Source organism: Phytomonospora endophytica, assembly GCF_014202425.1.
Lineage (GTDB): Bacteria > Actinomycetota > Actinomycetes > Mycobacteriales > Micromonosporaceae > Phytomonospora > Phytomonospora endophytica.
Window position 1 is genome coordinate 65,149 of the sequence record NZ_JACHGT010000025.1, and the last position, 18,547, is coordinate 83,695.

9 protein-coding genes are annotated in these 18,547 nt (G+C 68.3%); 6 read left to right on the forward strand and 3 right to left on the reverse strand.

Annotated elements, in window-relative coordinates:
- Window positions 1-8: 8 nt before the first annotated feature.
- Complete coding sequence (locus HNR73_RS37565) at window positions 9-1,667, reverse strand: beta-N-acetylhexosaminidase (RefSeq protein WP_184792866.1); 1,659 nt, start codon at window positions 1,665-1,667, stop codon at window positions 9-11.
- Between the two features lie 536 nt (window positions 1,668-2,203).
- On the reverse strand, window positions 2,204-5,518 hold the full coding sequence (locus tag HNR73_RS37570; protein WP_184792849.1) for a S8 family peptidase: 3,315 nt from the start codon (window positions 5,516-5,518) through the stop codon (window positions 2,204-2,206).
- Between the two features lie 268 nt (window positions 5,519-5,786).
- Between HNR73_RS37570 and HNR73_RS37575 the strand changes: the two genes are divergently transcribed.
- Window positions 5,787-6,725 (forward strand): hypothetical protein, encoded by a 939-nt coding sequence (locus HNR73_RS37575; protein WP_184792850.1) that lies wholly within the window; start codon window positions 5,787-5,789, stop codon window positions 6,723-6,725.
- Between the two features lie 101 nt (window positions 6,726-6,826).
- Here HNR73_RS37575 and HNR73_RS37580 read toward each other — a convergent pair whose 3' ends face one another.
- Window positions 6,827-9,199: a glycosyl hydrolase family 18 protein gene (locus HNR73_RS37580; RefSeq protein ID WP_184792851.1), complete on the reverse strand. Its 2,373-nt coding sequence runs from the start codon at window positions 9,197-9,199 to the stop codon at window positions 6,827-6,829.
- A 400-nt stretch (window positions 9,200-9,599) separates the two neighbouring features.
- Between HNR73_RS37580 and HNR73_RS37585 the strand changes: the two genes are divergently transcribed.
- The 5 genes from HNR73_RS37585 to HNR73_RS37605 all read left to right on the forward strand — a co-directional run bounded on the left by HNR73_RS37585 (window position 9,600) and on the right by HNR73_RS37605 (window position 18,355).
- On the forward strand, window positions 9,600-11,201 hold the full coding sequence (locus tag HNR73_RS37585; protein WP_239122380.1) for an MFS transporter: 1,602 nt from the start codon (window positions 9,600-9,602) through the stop codon (window positions 11,199-11,201).
- A 4-nt stretch (window positions 11,202-11,205) separates the two neighbouring features.
- Window positions 11,206-11,826, forward strand: a complete 621-nt coding sequence (locus tag HNR73_RS37590) for a TetR/AcrR family transcriptional regulator (RefSeq protein ID WP_184792852.1) — start codon at window positions 11,206-11,208, stop codon at window positions 11,824-11,826.
- A 191-nt stretch (window positions 11,827-12,017) separates the two neighbouring features.
- Window positions 12,018-13,388 (forward strand): FAD-binding oxidoreductase, encoded by a 1,371-nt coding sequence (locus tag HNR73_RS37595; protein WP_203686935.1) that lies wholly within the window; start codon window positions 12,018-12,020, stop codon window positions 13,386-13,388.
- Window positions 13,375-14,613: a class I SAM-dependent methyltransferase gene (locus HNR73_RS37600; RefSeq protein WP_184792853.1), complete on the forward strand. Its 1,239-nt coding sequence runs from the start codon at window positions 13,375-13,377 to the stop codon at window positions 14,611-14,613. Before HNR73_RS37595 ends, HNR73_RS37600 begins: the two co-directional genes overlap by 14 nt.
- Window positions 14,614-14,680: 67 nt before the next feature.
- Window positions 14,681-18,355, forward strand: coding sequence for a S1 family peptidase (locus tag HNR73_RS37605; RefSeq protein WP_184792854.1), 3,675 nt, complete (start codon window positions 14,681-14,683; stop codon window positions 18,353-18,355).
- Window positions 18,356-18,547 lie beyond the last annotated feature (192 nt).

Below are 18,547 nucleotides of genomic sequence, written 5' to 3' on the forward strand. Positions count from 1 at the left end.
GAACGCGCCTAGATCGGCGGCAGGTCCAGCTTCTCGTGGTGGTCCTCAAGGTTCTCGTACGGCTTCTCGACACGCGCCCGGCCACCCGTCCCGCCCTTCTGCCACGGGTGCGGTCCGGTCAGCGGCCGGTAGTTCACCCCGAGCGCGTCGAGGCGGCCGATGTGGGCCTCCAGGCGGTCCAGGATCGGCGCGGCGGCGCGCGCGTCCTTGGCGCCCCAGGCGACGTCGGCGACGACCGCGAGTCGCGGATAGGCGCAGTACTCCAGCGCGAGGCGCGTCGGGATGTACTCGCTCCACAGTTCGGCCTGGAGACCGAGCACGCCCTCGGCGGAGTGACCCTCGGGAATCGGCTCGAAGCCGGCGATACCCTCGACGGTGTTCAGCCCGAAGATGTGCAGCGGCTCGTCGGCGTCCTCGGAGGAGTAGTAGTTGAGGTAGACCTCGTCGTGCGGTGCGATGACGACGGAGTGGCCGGCCTGGAGGGCCTTGGCGGCGATCGAGAAGTCCCGCCAGACCATCACCGCGGCGTCGGCGGGCGCGCCGCCGTCGAGGATCTCGTCCCAGCCGATCATCTTGCGGCCGGCGGCGGTCAGGTGCTCGCCCATGATCTTGGTGAACCAGGACTGGATGAGGTCGGTCGAGGCCAGTCCGAGCTCGGCCGCCTTCGCCTGTGCGGCGGGCGATTCGCGCCATTCGACGCGCGGGACCTCGTCGCCGCCGATGTGGACGTAGGGAGAGGGGAACACGTCCACGACGACGTCGAGCACGTCCTTGATGAAGCGCACGGCCTCATCGGTCGGTGCCAGCACCTCGGGGAAGATCCCGAAGGTCGTCGCCACGCCCTTGTCCTCGCGCCCCGGCACGTCCTGGTTGCCCAGTTCCGGGTAGGCCGCCAGCACCGAGCGCACATGCCCGGGCAGGTCGATCTCCGGCACGACCGTCACGTGCCGTGCCGCCGCGTAGGACACGATCTCGCGCAGATCCTCGCGCGTGTAGTAACCGCCGTGCGGGGTGCCGTCGTAGCCCTGCGGTTTCCCGGCGTGCCCGACGACCGTCTCCGGACGCCACGACCCCAGCTCGGTCAGCTTCGGCCAGCCCGGCACTTCGATGCGCCAGCCCTGGTCCTCGGTGAGGTGCAGGTGCACGACGTTGAGCTGGTGCAGCGCGGCCAGGTCGATCTGGCGCAGCACGTCGACCTTCGGCAGGAAGTGCCTGGCCAGGTCCAGCATCACGCCGCGCCATGCGAAGCGCGGTTCGTCCACGATGGACACGGCCGGAACCTCGACCGGTCGTCCACTGTCGACCGCACCGGCCCGCAGCGTGTCGGCGGGGAGCAACTGGCGCAGGGTCTGCACCGCGCGGGCCAGGCCGGCGGGGTGCGCGGCGGTGAGGCGTACCCCGGCGGCGTCCACGTCGAGCGTGTAGCGCTCGGCGGCCACCGACGGGTACTCGACCGCGTCGCCTTCCAGGGCCAAGGTGACGGCGGGGCCGTCGGCGGAGGGCAGGACCGGCAGCGGGAGGCCCGTACCGGCGCGGAGCGCGTCGTGCAGCAGCCAGGCGGGGCCGGTCGCCTCACCGGAGGCGACGATCGAAACACCCCCGTCGAGGGTGAAGGTTCCAGTGTTCTCGGTGACGGACAACGGCTGTGGCACCAGCGCCAAAGACATGATCACCCCAGGAGGATGCGTGAGCGGGCAGGGATCAGTTCGGCACACCGTACGTCACGATCATGGGGGCGGACCAGACCTCGCCCGGAAATAGTCCAGAATCTGAAATGTTTAACCTTGGTAAGTGTTGATCTTCCATTTCAGTCCGTACCGGCACGGTCGCCCACCTGGGAAGTCGCCGTGCGGAAATGGCCGCGACCGAGGCGTTCTCGACCCGGTGCCCCATTTGCCTTCGCGGGCCGCCGTCGCCGTCTCCGACGACATCCATTGTGGACCTGAATAGGAAGGAGGACACGCCTCCGGCAGGCGTGTCCTCCTCCGCCGCGCCACCGGCCCACCCGGTGTCGCGTTCAACAAGAACGTCGTGGGCGCGCACCCGCGGGGTGCCGCCGTTGGTAAGACGGGTCCGGGACCGGGAAAGGTTGCCCCCGTTGAGAAGAAGAATTGAAGGAGGGCGTGCCCCCCGCCCGGCGGCACGCCCTCCACGACGTGCCGGTCGGCCCACCCGACCGGCACGTCCTCGCGAGTAACGCCTTCTACTTCAGTCCATACGCCTTGATCGTCGTGTGGACCGAGGTCTGACCCGTCTTGTCGGTGGTCGAGAAGCGCACCGAGACCGACTTCGCACCCGCCGGGTGCTTGAGGCTCGCGGTGGCGTGGTCACCGGTCCGGCTGATCGTGACCGTCTTCCACGTCTTGCCCTCGTCGTAGGACACCTCGAACTTCAGGCTCTTGGTGCCCGGGTTGACATCCGGGTTGCCGCGTTCGACGTCGAGCGTCACCGCCTGCGTCGACCCGACCGGCGCGTATCCGTTCACGACGCCGGCGGCGCCCATCCGGACCGCGCTGAGGTTCACGGCCTCGCCCTCCGGCGAGTAGGAACTGTCGAAGGTCCACTCACCACTGGACTTGGTCCCGATGTTCGACCACGCCACCGAACGCGTCGCCTCGCACTTGAGGGTGAAGCGGCCGTTGGTGCCCGGAGGCAGGTCGAAGTCACCGAGACACGGGTAATCCGACGAGCCGAGAACCTGACCGTCCTTCAGCAGCGACGTCGTCCCGGTCACCCCGTTGGCGGAGTAGGAGTTCGTCGGCATACCCGGGGTCGGCCCCGAGAACATCGACACTCCGACCCCGATGTAGTCCTCGAAACGGCCCACGGACCAGTTCTCGACCGACGGTGTCAGCGGCACGTGGTTCCAGTTGACCGTCCGGTTGACCTTGCGCGGCGAGACGAAGCCCTGGTACTCCACGTCGAACTCGTTGAGGTCCCCGACGTACAGGTCGCTCGACCATTCCCACTCGCCGGTCTGGTAGTACTCGTCGACCGTCGAGGGCAGCGCGACCTCCAGGCCGAAACCGGAGGTGGAGTGCGGGAACAGCTCCGGGAAGTTGACCCGCTCGCCGGTCGTCTTGACGCCCTGGCTGTGATAGACGGCCTTCTCACGAGTGAAGGCGGAGTCCTTCGGGTTCTGCGTACTTCCCTTGGGCAGCTTGCCCTTCGTGACGTAGTTCAGCTCGTAGCGGTAGGGCTTCTTGGCCCCGTCCGGGCTGACGATCACCGGGTGCACCTGGTACAGGAAGTCGCTGCTCGCCAGTGCCTTGCTCTCGATGACCCACGCGGCCTCACCAGGCCCGATGCTGCCGTCGATGCCGTAACCGGACGAGCCGTCCTGGGACGTCGCCTCCATCGAGATGAGGGAGCCGACGAACTTCTCACCGGTACGGTCGGCGAGCCCGACGCTGTGCCTGGTCGCCTTGTTCAGGTCCCAGGCGGAGATCGCGTCGGCGTGGCCGATCGTGAGGTCCCCGGCGAAGAGGGTGTAGTTGGGCTGGGGCTGTTCGCTCCACACCGTTCCGAGGATCTCGTAGGTGCCCGGCGAGACGCGGACCGTCGTGTCGCCCGAGCCGTCGGCGATGGCGAGGTCGCCTTCACCGTCGGCGACGTTGAAGTAGAAGAAGGCGTAGTCCTCGATCGTGGTTCCCTTGCGGGGCTTGACCTTGATGGTCAGGTCGTGCATCTCCCGCTCAAGAACGCCGCCGGCCGCGGTGCGGATGACGAGGTCGTCGCCGTTGTTGGCGGTGAGTACGCCGCTGTAGGCGCCCTGGGGGCTTCCGGCGATCGGGTTGAAGGTGATGGTGGCCCCGGCGGTGCCACCGGCCGGGATCGTGACGCTCGACTTGTTCACCGCGTAGACACCGGCCGGGGCCGGTGAACCATCGGGAGCGGTCGCGGCCAGCGACAGCGCGAGGGTGACCTCGGTGCTGGACCCGTTGGTGTAGGTGACCGTCTTGCTCACCGCGGGCTGGCCGTGTGGGAAGGCGAACTTCCCGAAGCTGAGCGAACCGACATCGGTGGTGACCTCCTGGGAAACGCCCCGGCCGATGTCGAGCCTGCCCGCGCCCTGTTCGTAGATCGTCAGCCCGTCAAGGCCCTTCGAGCTGTTCATCAGCGCCGACTTCAGCTGCCGCGCGGTCCAGTCCGGGTGCGCCTGCTTCAGCAACGCCGCGGCCCCCGCGACGTGCGGGGTGGCCATCGAGGTGCCACTGGCCCCGGTGTAGAAGTCATCGACCGGTGCCGGGCCATCGGTTCCGGCCGCACGCGCCGCCACGATGTCACTGCCCGGCGCGGAGATGTCGGGCTTGACCGCCCCGTCACCAAATCGCGGGCCACGGCTGGAGAAGTCCGACAACTCATCGGACTTGGTCACACTGCCCACCGCGAGCGCCTCATCGGCCGTCGCGGGACTGGAGACCGCCTCATCGGCACCGTCGTTACCCGCGGCGATGACGAAAAGAGTGCCCGAGGCCAGCGAGATCTCGTTGACCGCGAGCGACAGCGGGTCGGTCCCGTCGCTGGGTCCACCACCCAGGCTCAGGTTCACCGCGGCCGCGCCCTCATCGGCGGCCCACTGCATCCCGGCGATGATCGCCGAATCGTCACAGAAGCCGTCGTCGTCGCACACCTTCCCGATCAGCAGCTTCGCGTCGGGCGCCACACCCTTGTACTTCCCGTTCGACGCCGCACCCGTACCGGCCACCGTCGACGCCACATGCGTCCCGTGCCCGTAACCGTCAACGGCTCCGGGCGAAGTCCCGGTGAAGTCCTTGGCCTTACTGACACGACCAGCCAGATCGGGATGGGCCGGATCGTAACCGGTGTCCAGGACACCCACGGTCACCCCAGAACCGGTGTAACCCGCCTCCCACGCGACCGGAGCACCGACCTGCGGGACACTCTGATCCAGCAGGAGCTTGGAACGCCCGTCGAGCCACACGTGCTGGTAACCGTAGGAGAGCGCGCGGCCGTTGGAGGTGGTGAGCGCATCCCAGACGCCTTCGGCGTCGGCGGGGGCCACGTCGTAGACGGCGGCGTCGATGCCCGACAGGGTCGAGGTGCGCTCGGCTCCGGCGATGTCGCCGGCGGGACGCGTTCCGTCCTCGTACTGGACGATCAGCGGCAGCGAAGCCGCGTCGGCGTGGCCGTCGCGGGCCAGCGCGGTCACGTTGAACAGGCGGCGGTCGAGTTTGCCGTCGGCGAGGAGGCGAACGGCGTCGCGCGGGATGACCAGGCGCTCTTCGGCACCGTCGCGTTTGGTGATGAAGCTGGTGTAGCCGACGTTCTCACGGCCGTCGGCGGGCACGAAGGTGTAGCGGTTCCTCGACTGGAGTAAAACCTTGTCCCCGGTGATCAGTTCGATGACCTGGCTCGGCTGAGTGGGATCGATCGCGTGGGCGGTGTCGGGCTGTGTGGTGGCACCGGGCCACGTGGGCTCGGCCGCGGCGGCGGTGCCGCTGCTCAGGACGAGGGCGGTCACCCCCGCGGCCGCGATTGCGGAGCGAATCTTCAAGTTGAACTCCCCTAGTTCTCCCAGTGGATCCATGGGCGTGATGCCCACGTCTCAAGGACGCTCGCCGCGACGGGGGCGGTTGCCGCTTCGGTGACGGAAAGTCGGGACGGGACCGACGGTGGGCTCCGAAGTGGACGGTGAGCTGGGGCGCCGCGAGGCCGCCGGTGCCAAGTCAGTGAATGAAGGGCGTGGTTCGCTTCGGTTGCGAGGGAACGGTTTCCGGGTCCGATACGTCCCGCCCCGGCGCGGAGGCGATACCTTCGGCGGCGTGACCACCACCCCTCGCGCGCTTCTCGCGGCGTTCACCGCCGCGACCGTCCTCGCCGCCCTGGCCGCCTGCTCGCCCGGCGGTCGCGTCGATCCCGGTCCGTCGGGCTCGGCGTCCCGGCCGGCAGGGGGGCTCCCCGGCCGGGTCTTCTATCTGGGTTCGCCGGAGGACTTCTCCTCGACTTCGCTGCACGAGTTCAGCGGCGGGAAGGGGGTCGAGACCGTCGAGGTCGACTACGCCACGGGCTGGTCCTCGCTGAACGTGTCCAACGACGGTTCGCTCGTCTCCTATGTGAGCGTGGACGGTCAGTTCGACGTGGTGGACAACGAGATCGGCGGGGAGCCCTGGGGTGTGGCCGCCGGCGCCGATCCCTATTGCGTGGAACCGGTGTGGAGCCCGCAAGGCGTTCTCCTCTACGGGATGGGCGGCGTCTCCGGTCCGTCGACGGTCCGTGTCGTCCCGCCCGGCGCGAGTCGCCCCGAGGAGAAGGGCGCGGCCGTCAGCTGCCACTACCGTTACTCGGCCGACGGCACGAAGATCATGGCGGGCGCGCTCGGCGAGGGCGCGGCGACGGTCATGGACGCCGACCTGACCGGCGAGCGGGACGTCACGTTCGAGATCCCGGGCCGCGAGGTGACCGATCTGGTCGACGTCGGCCCGGGGGCGCGACGGTTCTGCGTGTCGACGGTCGGGGCGGGCGAGCCGGTCGGCGATGTCACGCGGGCGATCCAGTGCGACACGGTGATCGACGCGGCGACCGGTCAGGCCGTGCCGCTGCCACTCGACGGGGTGACGGCCGTGCGCTTCACCGCCGACGGCTCGATGCTGCTGCGCACCGAGGGGACGCTCACGCTGATCGGCGCCTCCGGGGAGGTCGTGGCCACCGTCGATGAACCGGCCGCCTACGCCGGCTACTCGCTGCTGGCGTACATCCCTTAGACGCCGGGAAGGCGGGCACGTTCCTGGTGGGTCGGGAACGTGCCCGCCGGGGATGGAACCTCGCGCCTGGAAGGGATCAGGCGGCGGTCCCCGTCACGGGGTCAGCATGCGCCGAGGTCGGCCCACACTCCCCACTGTCCGGTCGTGCCGGGTTCTTCGCCCTGAGTCCACCACTTCGCGCGCCAGTTGTGTCCTTTGTGGGACACCAGGTTGCCGCCGTTGTAGACCTTCGTCGCCAGCCACGCGGGGTTGGCGCAGGGTCCGGCGGTCGGCGAGGTCGTCGGCGAGGTGGTCGGTGAGACCGTCGGCGACGTCGTCGGCGAACCGGTGGGATCGGTCGGGTTGGGCCCGGTGCCGGTGCCGCGCGGGTGGTCCACCGAGAGCCGGTAGGACTTGCCGCCGAAGGTGAGCTTGTAGTTCGAGGGCGAGGAGATCGGCAGCCGGTAGACGATCTTCACCGCGGCCGAGGCACCCGGCGCGATGTTCTGCCAGCTGGGGATGGTCATCTTGGCGTGCTGGAAGTCGCCTTTCAGTCCACCGTTGTTGTTGCCGCCGGTATGGCCGCAAGGGCCGTTGGTCAGCGTCCAGCCCGACTGCTGCGACATGTCGCAGGGCGCGGTCGTGGCGTAGTCGAACTCCAGGGTCGCGCCACCGGGGATGGTGGTCGTGGAGTTGTTGGTGATCTTCATTTCGGGGTTGATCGGGTAGTTCGCGTCGCCGACGGCGTAGCCGCTCAAGGTCACGTTGACGTTGAGCTGTTCGGTCGGCATGGGGCCGTTGGCCTTGAGGTTGCCGTAGGGGCCGGCGTTGTTGAGCTTGTTGTAGAGGGCCGACACGAGCGTGTCGCCCATCTCCCACTGGCCCTTGGTGGAGTTGTAGCGGTAATCGCCCGACAGCTCCCAGAACATCACGCCGCCCAGGCCCTTGGCCGCGATGAAGTCGGCCTTGGCGTTGATGGACTGTTCGTCCTCAGTGGACAGGAACACCTTCTTGGTGTTGTTCCACAGCCACGGCGCCACCAGCGTGGAGGAGTAGTTGCGCACGTAGTCGCCGGTGACGCGGTCGGCGGGGTCGTTGACCGGGTCGAGGCCGTAGTCGTCGAGGTAGTCGGGGGTGATGCCGTCTTCGAGGTTCTTGGCGTGCCACATGGGGTTGGCGCCCGAGGGGACCTCACGGCCGGTGGTGTCGTCGTCGTGCCAGAGGTTGTCGATGCCGATCGCGCCGTCTCCACAGGGGACGGTCGAGCCGACGTCACTGCCGGTGCCCGGTGGACACTTGGTCTGGTCGGCCAGCGAGGAACTCCCCCACAGACCGTTGGTGCCGCCGGTGACGTTCTGCCAGCCGCGCGTGTAGAACGGGACGCCGATGTTGATCCGCCCGGCCGGCATCGAGCCTCTGAAGTAGTGATAGGCCCAGTCGGTGTTCAGATAGCCCTGGCCGTAGGTGCTGTACATGCTCCAGTGCTGCATCTCGGCGTCGGTGCCGTCGTCGTAGAGGGCGGCGTTCGGGCCGACGAACTTGTTCCACGAGCCGTGCAGGTCGTAGGTCATCAGGTTGGCGTAGTCGAGGTACTGCGTCACCTGGTAGGACTCGCTCCCGCGCAGGATCCAGCCGGAGGCCGAGACCGCGGCGGTGGACATGTAGTACTGCCCGTCGGCGGCCGAGGCGGCGTTGAGCTTCTCCCGGAGGGTGCGCATCAGGTTGACGTAGCCGGCCATCAGGCGGGCCCGGCGGGGCTCGGCGAAGGTGAAGTCGAGCGGGTTGCCGGCGTGGGGCGCGCTGGTGGCGTACTCGTAGTCGATGTCGACGCCGTCGAAGCCGTACTTGCGGATGAAGGTGACCACCGAGTCGGCGAAGGTGTTGATCTTCGCCTGGTCGTCGGCGAGCGTGTAGAAGCCGCCGTTGTTGACGCGGGTCCCGTTGTCGTCGAAGTAGCCGCCGGACTCGGCCCAGCCGCCGACCGAGATGAGCGTCTTGACGTTCGGGTTGGCCTTCTTGTACTTGGTCAGCAGGTTGAAGTGGCCCTTGTAGGACAGCGTCGGGTCCATCTCCGCGCCGGGCACGCCCGGCCAGGTCATCCCGGTGTGCGGGTTGTTCGGCCCGTCGGCGCCGACCGAGATCTTGTTGGCGCCGTCGATGTGGGCGAAGGCGTAGTTGAGGTGCGTGACCTTGCCCCACGGAATGTTGGGGACGAGATAGGTGGGCTGGTTGTTCGAGCCGTTGCGCCAGCTGGCGAAGTAGCCGATGACGCGGCGGTCGGGACCGCCCATCTTCTCGCGGCCGTCGGCATCGTAGACGTCGCAGTACGGGACGTTCACGCCGGTCTGCAGGAAGACGCCGTCGGGACGGCAGGCGGCGTGGTCCTCGGCGGACTGGGCGATGGTGGGGATGAAGATCCCCATGGCCACCGCCAGCGCGGCGACGACGACGCCGGTGATTAACGGCAGTGTGCGGATCTTGGGCCGGGTGCTCATGAGGTCCTCCGGGTGTGCGGCCTCTGCGGGGGTGGAGCCGGGTAGTGCCAAGGGGGAAGTAGTCAGGAACCTTAACGGTTCGCTGTATTTACAGTTTGAACCAGCGGACCGGACGGCGCAAGAACTTCACCGGAACTGTCAGAGGCCCCCGCTATGGTCGGCCAAACGCTTAAAACAGCGACTGAGCACCGCCGACGCTCGCCGGCGACCTCTCGGCCCGGCCCGGGCGAGACGTATCGAAGGCGGCATCCGGGTGAACTCCCGGCAAGCCCCTCGCGAGCGCGAAAATCCGACACTGTGACCTGCGATACGAAACGGTGCCGTATCGGATTCCCCGGCGTAGTTTCGAGCACGCGCTAATTCTGAGACGAACCCGTATCGAAATCTTAAGGACACCCTGATGTCATCCAACCCCGCCGGACCACCGTCCACGGAGGCCCCCATGGGCGGCCACCCCCGTCGGTGGGCGATCCTCGGCGTCCTGGTCGTGAGCCTGCTCGTCGTCGTGCTGGACAACACCGTCCTCAACGTGGCGATGAAGACCATCTCCGATCCGGAGGCCGGCCTCGGCGCGAGCCAGAGCCAGCTCGCCTGGGCCATCAACTCCTACACCCTCGTCTTCGCCGGCCTGTTGTTCACCTTCGGCGTCCTCGGCGACCGCATCGGCCGCCGCAAGATGCTCGTCGCGGGCATGGCGATCTTCGGTCTCGCCTCGCTGATCTCGGCCTTCGCGACCACCCCGGACCAGCTGATCTGGGCCCGCGCGGGCATGGGCATCGGCGCCGCCGGGATCCTGCCGGCCACCTTGTCGATCATTTCCAACGTCTTCGACCCGCGTGAGCGCGGCAAGGCGATCGGCCTGTGGGCCGGCGCGGTCGGCCTCGGCGCGGCCATCGGTCCCGTCCTGGGCGGCTTCCTGCTGGAGAACTTCTGGTGGGGCTCGGTCTTCCTGATCAACGTGCCGGTCGTCGTCATCGGGCTCATCGCGATCTTCGCGCTGGTGCCGGAGTCGAAGGACCCGAAGCCGTCGAAGCTCGACGTGGTCGGCGTGCTCATGTCGATCGTCGGCCTGACCCTGCTGACCTACGGCATCATCGAGGGCGGCGACAGCGGCGACTGGGGCCAGTTCACCGTGTGGGGCAGCCTCGCCGGCGCCGTCGTGGTGCTGACCGCCTTCGTGCTCTACGAGCGGCGCATCCCGAACCCGGCGCTGGACGTCTCGCTCTTCCGCAACCGGACCTTCTCCGGCGCGACGGCGACGATCGGCCTGGTGTTCTTCGCGGCCATGGGCCTGATGTTCTTCTTCGCCTTCTACCTGCAGGCCGTGCACGCGCTCAGCCCGATCCAGACGGGTCTGCTCTTCGTGCCCTTCGCCGCCGCGCAGCTGATCTTCGCGCCGCGCAGCGCCGCGATGGTCAAGAAGTACGGCGGACGCGCCGTCTCGGCGACCGGCATGGCGATCGTGACCGCGTCGTTCCTGGTCTACCTGACCTTCGACGAGAACACCCCGATGTGGCTGGTCGGCGTGATGTTCTTCGTGCAGGGCGCGGGCATGGCCAACGTGATGCCCCCGGCGACCGAGGCCGTGCAGGCGTCGGTGCCGCGGGAGAAGGCCGGTGTCGGTTCGGCGGTGTCGAACACGATCCGCCAGGTCGGCGGCGCCCTGGGCGTGGCGGTGCTGGGCTCGGTCCTGTCGCAGATCTACCGCGACGAGATCACCCCGTCCCTGTCCGCGCTGCCCGAGGCGGCCCGCGAGACCGCGTCCAGCTCGATCATGACGACCTACGCCGTCGCCGAGCAGGCCGGACCCGCCGGGCAGTCGCTGATCGAGCCCGCGAACGCGGCCTTCATCTCGGCCATGCACACCACGACGATCGCCGCGGCCGTCATCGCCGGGTTCGGTGTCCTGGTCAGCTGGGTGCTGCTGCCCGGTCGCAAGACCGAGCGGCCCACCGAGCCGGAGACGCCGCCTTCTGTCGAGCCGGTACTTGTGGAAGCCTGAGACGATGACCATCTCTGCTGACGCCGGGGCGGCGCGGGCTCCTGGGAGGCCGCGCGACCCCGGCGTCGCCGAAGCGATCTTCGACGCCGTGATCACCCTGCTCTCCGAGGGCGCGTCCATCGAGGCGCTGTCGGTCGAGGCGATCGCGGCCAAGGCCGGGGTCGGCAAGGCCACCATCTACCGCCGCTGGCCGGGCAAGGACGAGCTCATCCTGGACGCGATCGCGGCCATGAAGAGCAAGATCCCGGTCCCGAAGGGCGAGTCGGTGCGCGCCGACCTGCTGGCGATCATGAAGAGTTCGGCGGTCTCGCGCGACGTCGACCGCGACGCCCGGGTCATCCCGTGCGTGGCCCTGGAGATGCGGCGCAACCCGAAGTTCGCCAAGCTCCACGAGCAGGTCGTCGAGCAGCGCCGGGAGATCTCGCGCGAGGTCATCCGGCGCGGCATCGCCACCGGCGAGATCCGGCCCGACGCCGAGGTCGAGGTGGTCATCACCATGTTGTCGGCCCCGATGCTGGTCAACAAGCTCTTCGGCCCCAACCCCCGGCTCCGTTCGGAGACGCTCGCCGAGCAGGTGCTCGACATCGTCCTCGACGGCGTCGCCGGGCCGAGACTCCAGCGCTGAGGCACGAGAACCACACGACCCCGGGCCGCCTCGGCCCGGGGTTCTCTCTACCTCAGGCTCCTCTCAAGAATGTGGTGTAGGCCAAAATCATTGCCAACGCATGCATCCGCATGGAATCGTCACTCCGGTGAGATATATGTCAGGGGCGTGAACCCGCCCGTGACGTCACGACCTGCGGAGAGGATGGCCGAGTGCGCGATCTGCCGACCCATGACGAGGCCGTCGAGCGCCTGCGCGGCGCCCTGAGCGACCTCCCTCCCGACGCTCCGCTGCGGCTGGCGAAGCCCAGTTCGAACCTGTTCCGCTTCGGCGCCCGCGACCGCGCGCCGGGCCTGCCCACCGAGGGTCTCGACCAGGTCCTGTCGATCGACGCCGAGGCGCGCACCGCCGAGGTCGGCGGGCTCATCACCTACGACAGGCTCGTCGAGGCGACCCTCGCGCACGGTCTCATGCCGCACGTCGTGCCGCAGCTGAAGACGATCACCCTCGGCGGCGCCGTCGCCGGGCTCGGCATCGAGTCGACGTCCTTCTTCGCCGGACTGCCGCACGAATGGGTGCGCGAGATGGACGTGCTCACCGGCTCCGGCGAGCTCGTGACCGCCGCCCGCGACGGCGAGCACGCCGAGCTGCTGCGAGGTCTGCCGAACTCCTACGGGACGCTCGGATACGCGCTGCGGCTGGTCATCGACCTGCAGCCGGTCAAGCCCTTCGTGACCGTCCGGCACCTGCGTTTCGACGACGCCGCGGCCTGCTTCGCCGCCATGGCCGAGATCTGCGCGTCACGCGTCCACGATGGACGGACCGTCGACTTCCTCGACGGCGTGGTCTTCGGGCCAACGGAGATGTACCTGTCGGTGGGGACCTTCGCCGACGAGGTGCCCTACACCTCGGACTACACGGGGATGGGCGTCTACTACAAGTCGGTGCGGGAGCGCCGGGTCGACCATCTGCGCGTCGCCGACTACCTGTGGCGCTGGGACACCGACTGGTTCTGGTGCTCGGCCGCCTTCGGTGTGCAGAACCCGGTGGTGCGGGCGCTGTGGCCGCGCCAGCTGCGCCGGTCGGACGTGTACCGCAAACTCGTCGCGCTCGACCAGCGGCACGGTTTCACCGCGCGGCTGGATTCCATGCGGGGCAAGCGAAGCGAGTTCGTCGTGCAGGACGTCGAGGTGCCCATCGAGCGGGCCGCGGAGTTCCTCGCCGAGTTCTGCGCCGAGGTCCCGATCCGGCCGATCTGGTTGTGCCCCCTGGCCCTGGCCGACTCCTCGGCCTGGCCCCTGTACCCGCTGGCACCCGGTGAGACCTACGTGAACTTCGGCTTCTGGGCCACCGCGCCCCTGGCCGAGGGACAGCCCGCCGACCACCACAACCGTTACGTGGAGCGGCTCGTGGACTCACTCGGCGGGCACAAGTCGCTGTACTCGACCGTCCACTACGAACGGTCGGAGTTCTGGCGGCATTACAACGGTGAGGCGTACGGGCGGCTCAAGGAGCGCTACGACCCGCGCGGACGATTCCCTGATCTGTACGAGAAGGTGGCAGGTGATCATGCGACTGTCTGAAGTGTACGAACGATTCGTCGGGCCCGACGTGCCCGTGGCCTTCCAGGGTTACGACGGCAGCCACGCCGGTCCGAAGGACGCGGTGGCCACCATCGTGGTCCGGGATCCGCTGGCCCTGAACTATCTGGCGACGGGGTTGCGTGGCGGGATCGGGCTGGCGCGGGCCTACGTGACGGGCGCGATCGACGTCACCGGCGACCTGTACTCGGGGCTCAAGGAGCTGTGGGACAGCGTGTCGCCGCCGTCTCGGGGCGAGGCGCTGGGCATCTTCAGCAAGCTCGGGGGACTGAAGCTGCTCAAGCGGCCACCGCTGCCGGCCGGGGAGGCGAAACTGTCGGGCCGCACGCACTCCAAGCGCCGCGACGCCGCCGCGATCGCCCACCACTACGACGTCTCGAACCGTTTCTACGAACTGATCCTCGGCCCGTCGATGGCCTACACCTGCGCGGTGTACCCGAAGATCGACGCGACCCTTGAGGAGGCGCAGTTCGAGAAGCACGACCTGGTCGCGCGCAAACTCGGGCTGCGGCCGGGGATGCGGCTGCTCGACGTCGGCTGCGGCTGGGGCGGGATGGTCATGCACGCCGCCCGCGAGTACGGCGTGAAGGCCCTCGGCGTGACCCTGTCGAAGGCTCAGGCCACCTGGGCGCAGGAGGCGATCGAACGCGAAGGCCTCGGCGATCTCGCCGAGGTCCGCTTCATGGACTACCGCGACGCCGCGGAGTCGGGCTTCGACGCGATCAGCTCGATCGGGCTGACCGAGCACATCGGCCGCGCGCAGCACGCCGACTACTTCCGGTCCCTCTACGACAAGCTGAAGCCGGGCGGCCGCCTGCTCAACCACACGATCACGCACCCGGACGGGACGCTCCCGCCGAACGAGCGGGGCGGGTTCATCACCCGTTACATCTTCCCCGACGGGGAGCTGTCGGGGCCCGGCAACCTGATGACGCACATCCACGACGTCGGTTTCGAGGTCCGCCACTCCGAGAACCTGCGCGAGCACTACGCCATGACCCTGGGGGGCTGGACGGCGAACCTGGAGGCGAACTGGGACGCGGCCGTCGCCGAGGTCGGCGAGCAGACCGCGAGAGCGTGGCTGCTGTACCTGGTGGGGTCGCGGCTCGGGTTCGAGCACAACGGGATCGAGTTGCACCAGTTCCTCGCGGTGCGGCTCGACGGGACCAACGCGCACATGCCGCTGCGGCCGGACTGGGGGAGCTGACTGCTTCACGTTGGGGCGCCCCGGGCTAGTGTGGGCCGGGGCGCTTCGGTGTCGGTAAGGGGGTGGAGTGGAGGCAGCGAGGGTCGTCGAGGTGCTACGGGACGACGCCGAGAGACGCGCCGGGTCGGGATACCTGGTCTGCCCGGGGAAGGTGCTGACGGCGTGGCATGTGGTGCAGGGGGCTTCCGCGCTGCGGATCCGTCTCGCCGGTTCACTATCGGCCGCGACGGTCGCCTTCTTCGACGCCGCAAGTGATCTGGCCGTCCTCGATGCGGTTGGCACCCCCGTCGTCTCACCCGTTCGTCTCACCTCCCTCGACGGTGACTTCGTCGCCGCCTCCGTCGCCGGTTACCCCTGGTGGAAGCGGCGGCCCGACGGCTCCTACTCCTTGGCCCACGAACAGGGCTCGATCGCCGTGCTGGCCAACGATCGTGAAGGCACCCTCCAGCTCACGGTCGCGCCACCGGAGGCGCATCCCGATCCGGATTCGTCGCCGTGGCAGGGGATCTCAGGCGGGCCGGTGTTCGTGGGCGGAAGCCTCGTCGGCGTCCTCGCCAGGCACCACGCCCGCGAAGGGCTCAACAGGCTGACGGCCGCCCGCGTCGACGGGTGCCCGCCACTGACCGCACTACTCGGATATGTGCCCCGGCCCGCCCAGAATCCGCACCTCCGCGAGTTCACGCCGGTCGGCGGTCTCCTCGACAGAGGCGCGGAACTAGACGCCATGGCCGCCTTCTGCTCGGGGGAAGAGTCCTACTTCTGGTGGCAGGCGGGGCCCTGGGCGGGAAAGTCGGCGCTGATGGCGGCCTTCTCCCTGAATCCCCCGCCGCACGTCGAAGTCGTCCCCTACTTCATCCGCGCGGCCGTCGCCGCGGATGCCACCGGTGATGCCTTTACACAGTTCCTGCTGACCCGCCTCGCCGGCCTCAACGGCGAAGGCACCCCGGTCGGCGAGCGCGACCACCACCGATCCAGGCTCCTGCAAGAGGTCGCCGAACGCCTCGCGTCCCAGGGAAGGCGGCTCGTCCTGCTGGTCGACGGCCTCGACGAGGACCTGTCCGGCGAGGGCGCGCCCGGCATCGCGTCCTTGCTGCCCCGCCACCCACCTCCTGACATGCAGGTTATCGTCGCCTCCCGTCCCAGCCCGGACCTCCCCGATGACGTCGCCCATGACCATCCACTTCGGACCTGTGCTCCACGGACGCTCAGGCCTTCCCCCCACGCCGCCGACTTGGCTCGTCTCGCTCGGGCTGAACTGCGGTCGGTCCTGGGCGACATGGGCTGGAAACGCGACGTGGTCGGCTTCTTGGCCGCCGGGGGCGGCGGCATGACCGTCGAGGATCTAGAGGAACTGACCGAGATCCCGAGGGACCTGATCGCCGACATGCTGGGAGGCGTCGTCGGCCGCACCCTCAACCGGGCTGAGGACGACACGTACGCGTTCGCCCACGAGACACTGCTCAACGAGGCCCGGGCCCGATTGGGCGACCGGCAACTTCGGGCCTACCGCGAGCGCGTCGTCGCCTGGGCCGAGACTTACTCGAACGAACGATGGCCCGAAGAGACGCCGGGATTCGTGTTCGGGCCGTACTTCGCGATGCTGCAGGAAGACGAAGAAACCGCCATTCTCGCCCGGCTGGCCCACGACAGCGCCCGGCATGATCACATGCTCCGGCTCACCGGAGGCGACGCCTGGGCACTGACGGAAATACGCACGGCGCAGCGGATGCTGGCCGGAGCCGAGCCACCTGACCTGTACACGTTGGCGCTCCTCACCGCCCACCGCGACCGCGTGGCCGATCGCAACGCCCACATCCCGTCCCAATTGCCGGCGGTGTGGGCCCTCCTCGGCGAACACGATCGCACGACAGCACTTCTGGGGGGCATCACGGAGGCTGCCGAGCATCTAAACGCCACCGCCGAACTCGCCGTCGCCTACGCGATCACCGGTGACACCGCCCGCCTGACGGCACTCACCCCCAAGGCACGCGAGCGGATCGGCGGATCACGGCTCATGGTGCAGGCGCGGGTCTTGGCGCGCCTCGTCGAAGCGGCAGCAACGGGTGGCCAGCGGGTCCTCACGAACGGCCTCCTGAGAGCCTTGGCAGGGCTCGTGGAGAGGTATCCGGACGCACGGCGTCACCTGATCGCCGCCTTGGGTGGGGCCACTCGCTTTCCCGAGGCGATCGAACTCGCCACACGGCTCGATCCGGCCCCAAGACTGAAGGCCCTGCTCGACCTGGCCGAATGCGCGATCGCCAAGGGGAATCTGGTCCAGGCCGAGCAGCTGTATCGAGCGGCTCTCCGCGTCGCGCTCGGTTTGAACCTTGAGCCTTGGGCCGCAGCGCGACTCCTAGCACTTCGGGTGATGTTGGCGTTCCCAGACGAGCGCCCGGCATTTCCTCTCGACGCGAAGGACCCAGAAGCCTTGTGCCATTTGGCATTCGCGGCTTTGCACGTAGGCGACCGGGTGTGCTTCACCGAGTTCCTCGAACGTCTGCTCACCCAAGTGGAAGCGAGCAAGGAGACGCCGCTGATCCACCGGGGAATCGATCTCGCCGTAAGCTCTGGTGACCATACGGCTGCCGCACGCTTCCTCGCAGCATCGCCGAACGACATCGAACGTGCCCAGAGCTTCGCGGTCCTCGCCGGCTGCTACGCCAGAAGCGGTGATCATGAACGGGCACGTGAAGCAGCCCTGGCAAGCGAACGACTGGCCCGGGCGTCAGTCCGTGTCGTCGACTTTCCGACGCTGTTGATAATCGCTTCCGCGCTGCTTCCTGACAATGACTTCACCGCCGCAGGCTCGACCCGTCTCGGCGCGGCCCCGAACACCCTCATAGAAGCCTGGATCGACGCCGGGAGGGTCGAGAGTGCGGTGCGGCTGGCCCGGTTGGTGGACTCGGAGTCCCCGGCACCGATAGGGCTCTGCACGATCATCGCCGCACCTTCCATAGATCCGCAACTTCGCCGAGCACTGATCTCAGAAGTCCTCGAAGGCGCCGCCGGACATGAAAACGAGGCGATCGGTAAGCCCAACCCGACTCGAACGGTTCTCGACCATGCGATCGGTGCCGTGGTAGCGGCTCTATGCAGTGCCGGACTGCATACAGAAGCGGCGAACCACGCCCGGACGGTACGCGAGCCCGGAGCCCGGAACGAGGCACTGTGGATGGTCGTCGCCCATCTTCTCGAACAGGGTGAAGACGACCTTGCCATGAAGCTGGCCGAAGGCATCTCCACAACGCCGAACCTTCCGACGCCACAGGTCCGTCCCGAGAGGCTGAGGCCTTTCACGGTGCTGAGCGAATACCCCGATGGCCCGAGCCCATCCGAACGCGCCTTCGACCACGCTGTGGCCGGACGCATCGAGCAGGCCACCGAGCTGGCCGAGCATGCGCGCGCGTTCACCGAGCAGGACGCGATCTTCCTGGCCATCGCCGAGGCGGGCGAGCCAGAGCTCGCCGTGCGCCTCGCGCGGCGAAAATGCAGTCCGAACAGGCTGTGCCAACTGCTGCTGAAGCTGATAAAGCTCGGACGACTTCCCGCGGCGGTCGCTCGGCGCTTCATGGCGGAAGCGCTGCCGCTCGGACGCTTCGAAGACTTCGTTCTCCCGCTGGCGATGATCGACCCGGAGGCTTGCCAGCGCATCATCATCGTTCTCTACCCCCACCTTGTAAAACGCAACGGTGAGGGCCATGGAGACTCCCGCCGACACCGTCCTACGAAGCTGCAACCCTGACCGTCGCTCGGGCCAGGAAGCAGAATCGCGAGAACCGAGCCACCACCGCCCGCCCGCCGAACCCGACGTTGGTCGTCCATGGAGGTCAGACTAACCCCAAGACCACGCAGCGGCTCCAGGCCAGAGTGTCACGCTGACACCACCGTCGTTCGGATCGACGGCGACCATGGACCAGCGGAGGCCGCGCCCACC

Excerpts from the sequence above, each read along its gene's own strand:
- HNR73_RS37580 (WP_184792851.1), bottom strand. The coding sequence starts at position 9,199 with ATGAGCACCCGGCCCAAGATCCGCACACTGCCGTTAATCACCGGCGTC.
- HNR73_RS37600 (WP_184792853.1), top strand. The coding sequence starts at position 13,375 with ATGCGACTGTCTGAAGTGTACGAACGATTCGTCGGGCCCGACGTGCCC.
- HNR73_RS37565 (WP_184792866.1), bottom strand. The coding sequence starts at position 1,667 with ATGTCTTTGGCGCTGGTGCCACAGCCGTTGTCCGTCACCGAGAACACT.
- HNR73_RS37590 (WP_184792852.1), top strand. The coding sequence starts at position 11,206 with ATGACCATCTCTGCTGACGCCGGGGCGGCGCGGGCTCCTGGGAGGCCG.
- HNR73_RS37585 (WP_239122380.1), top strand. The coding sequence starts at position 9,600 with ATGTCATCCAACCCCGCCGGACCACCGTCCACGGAGGCCCCCATGGGC.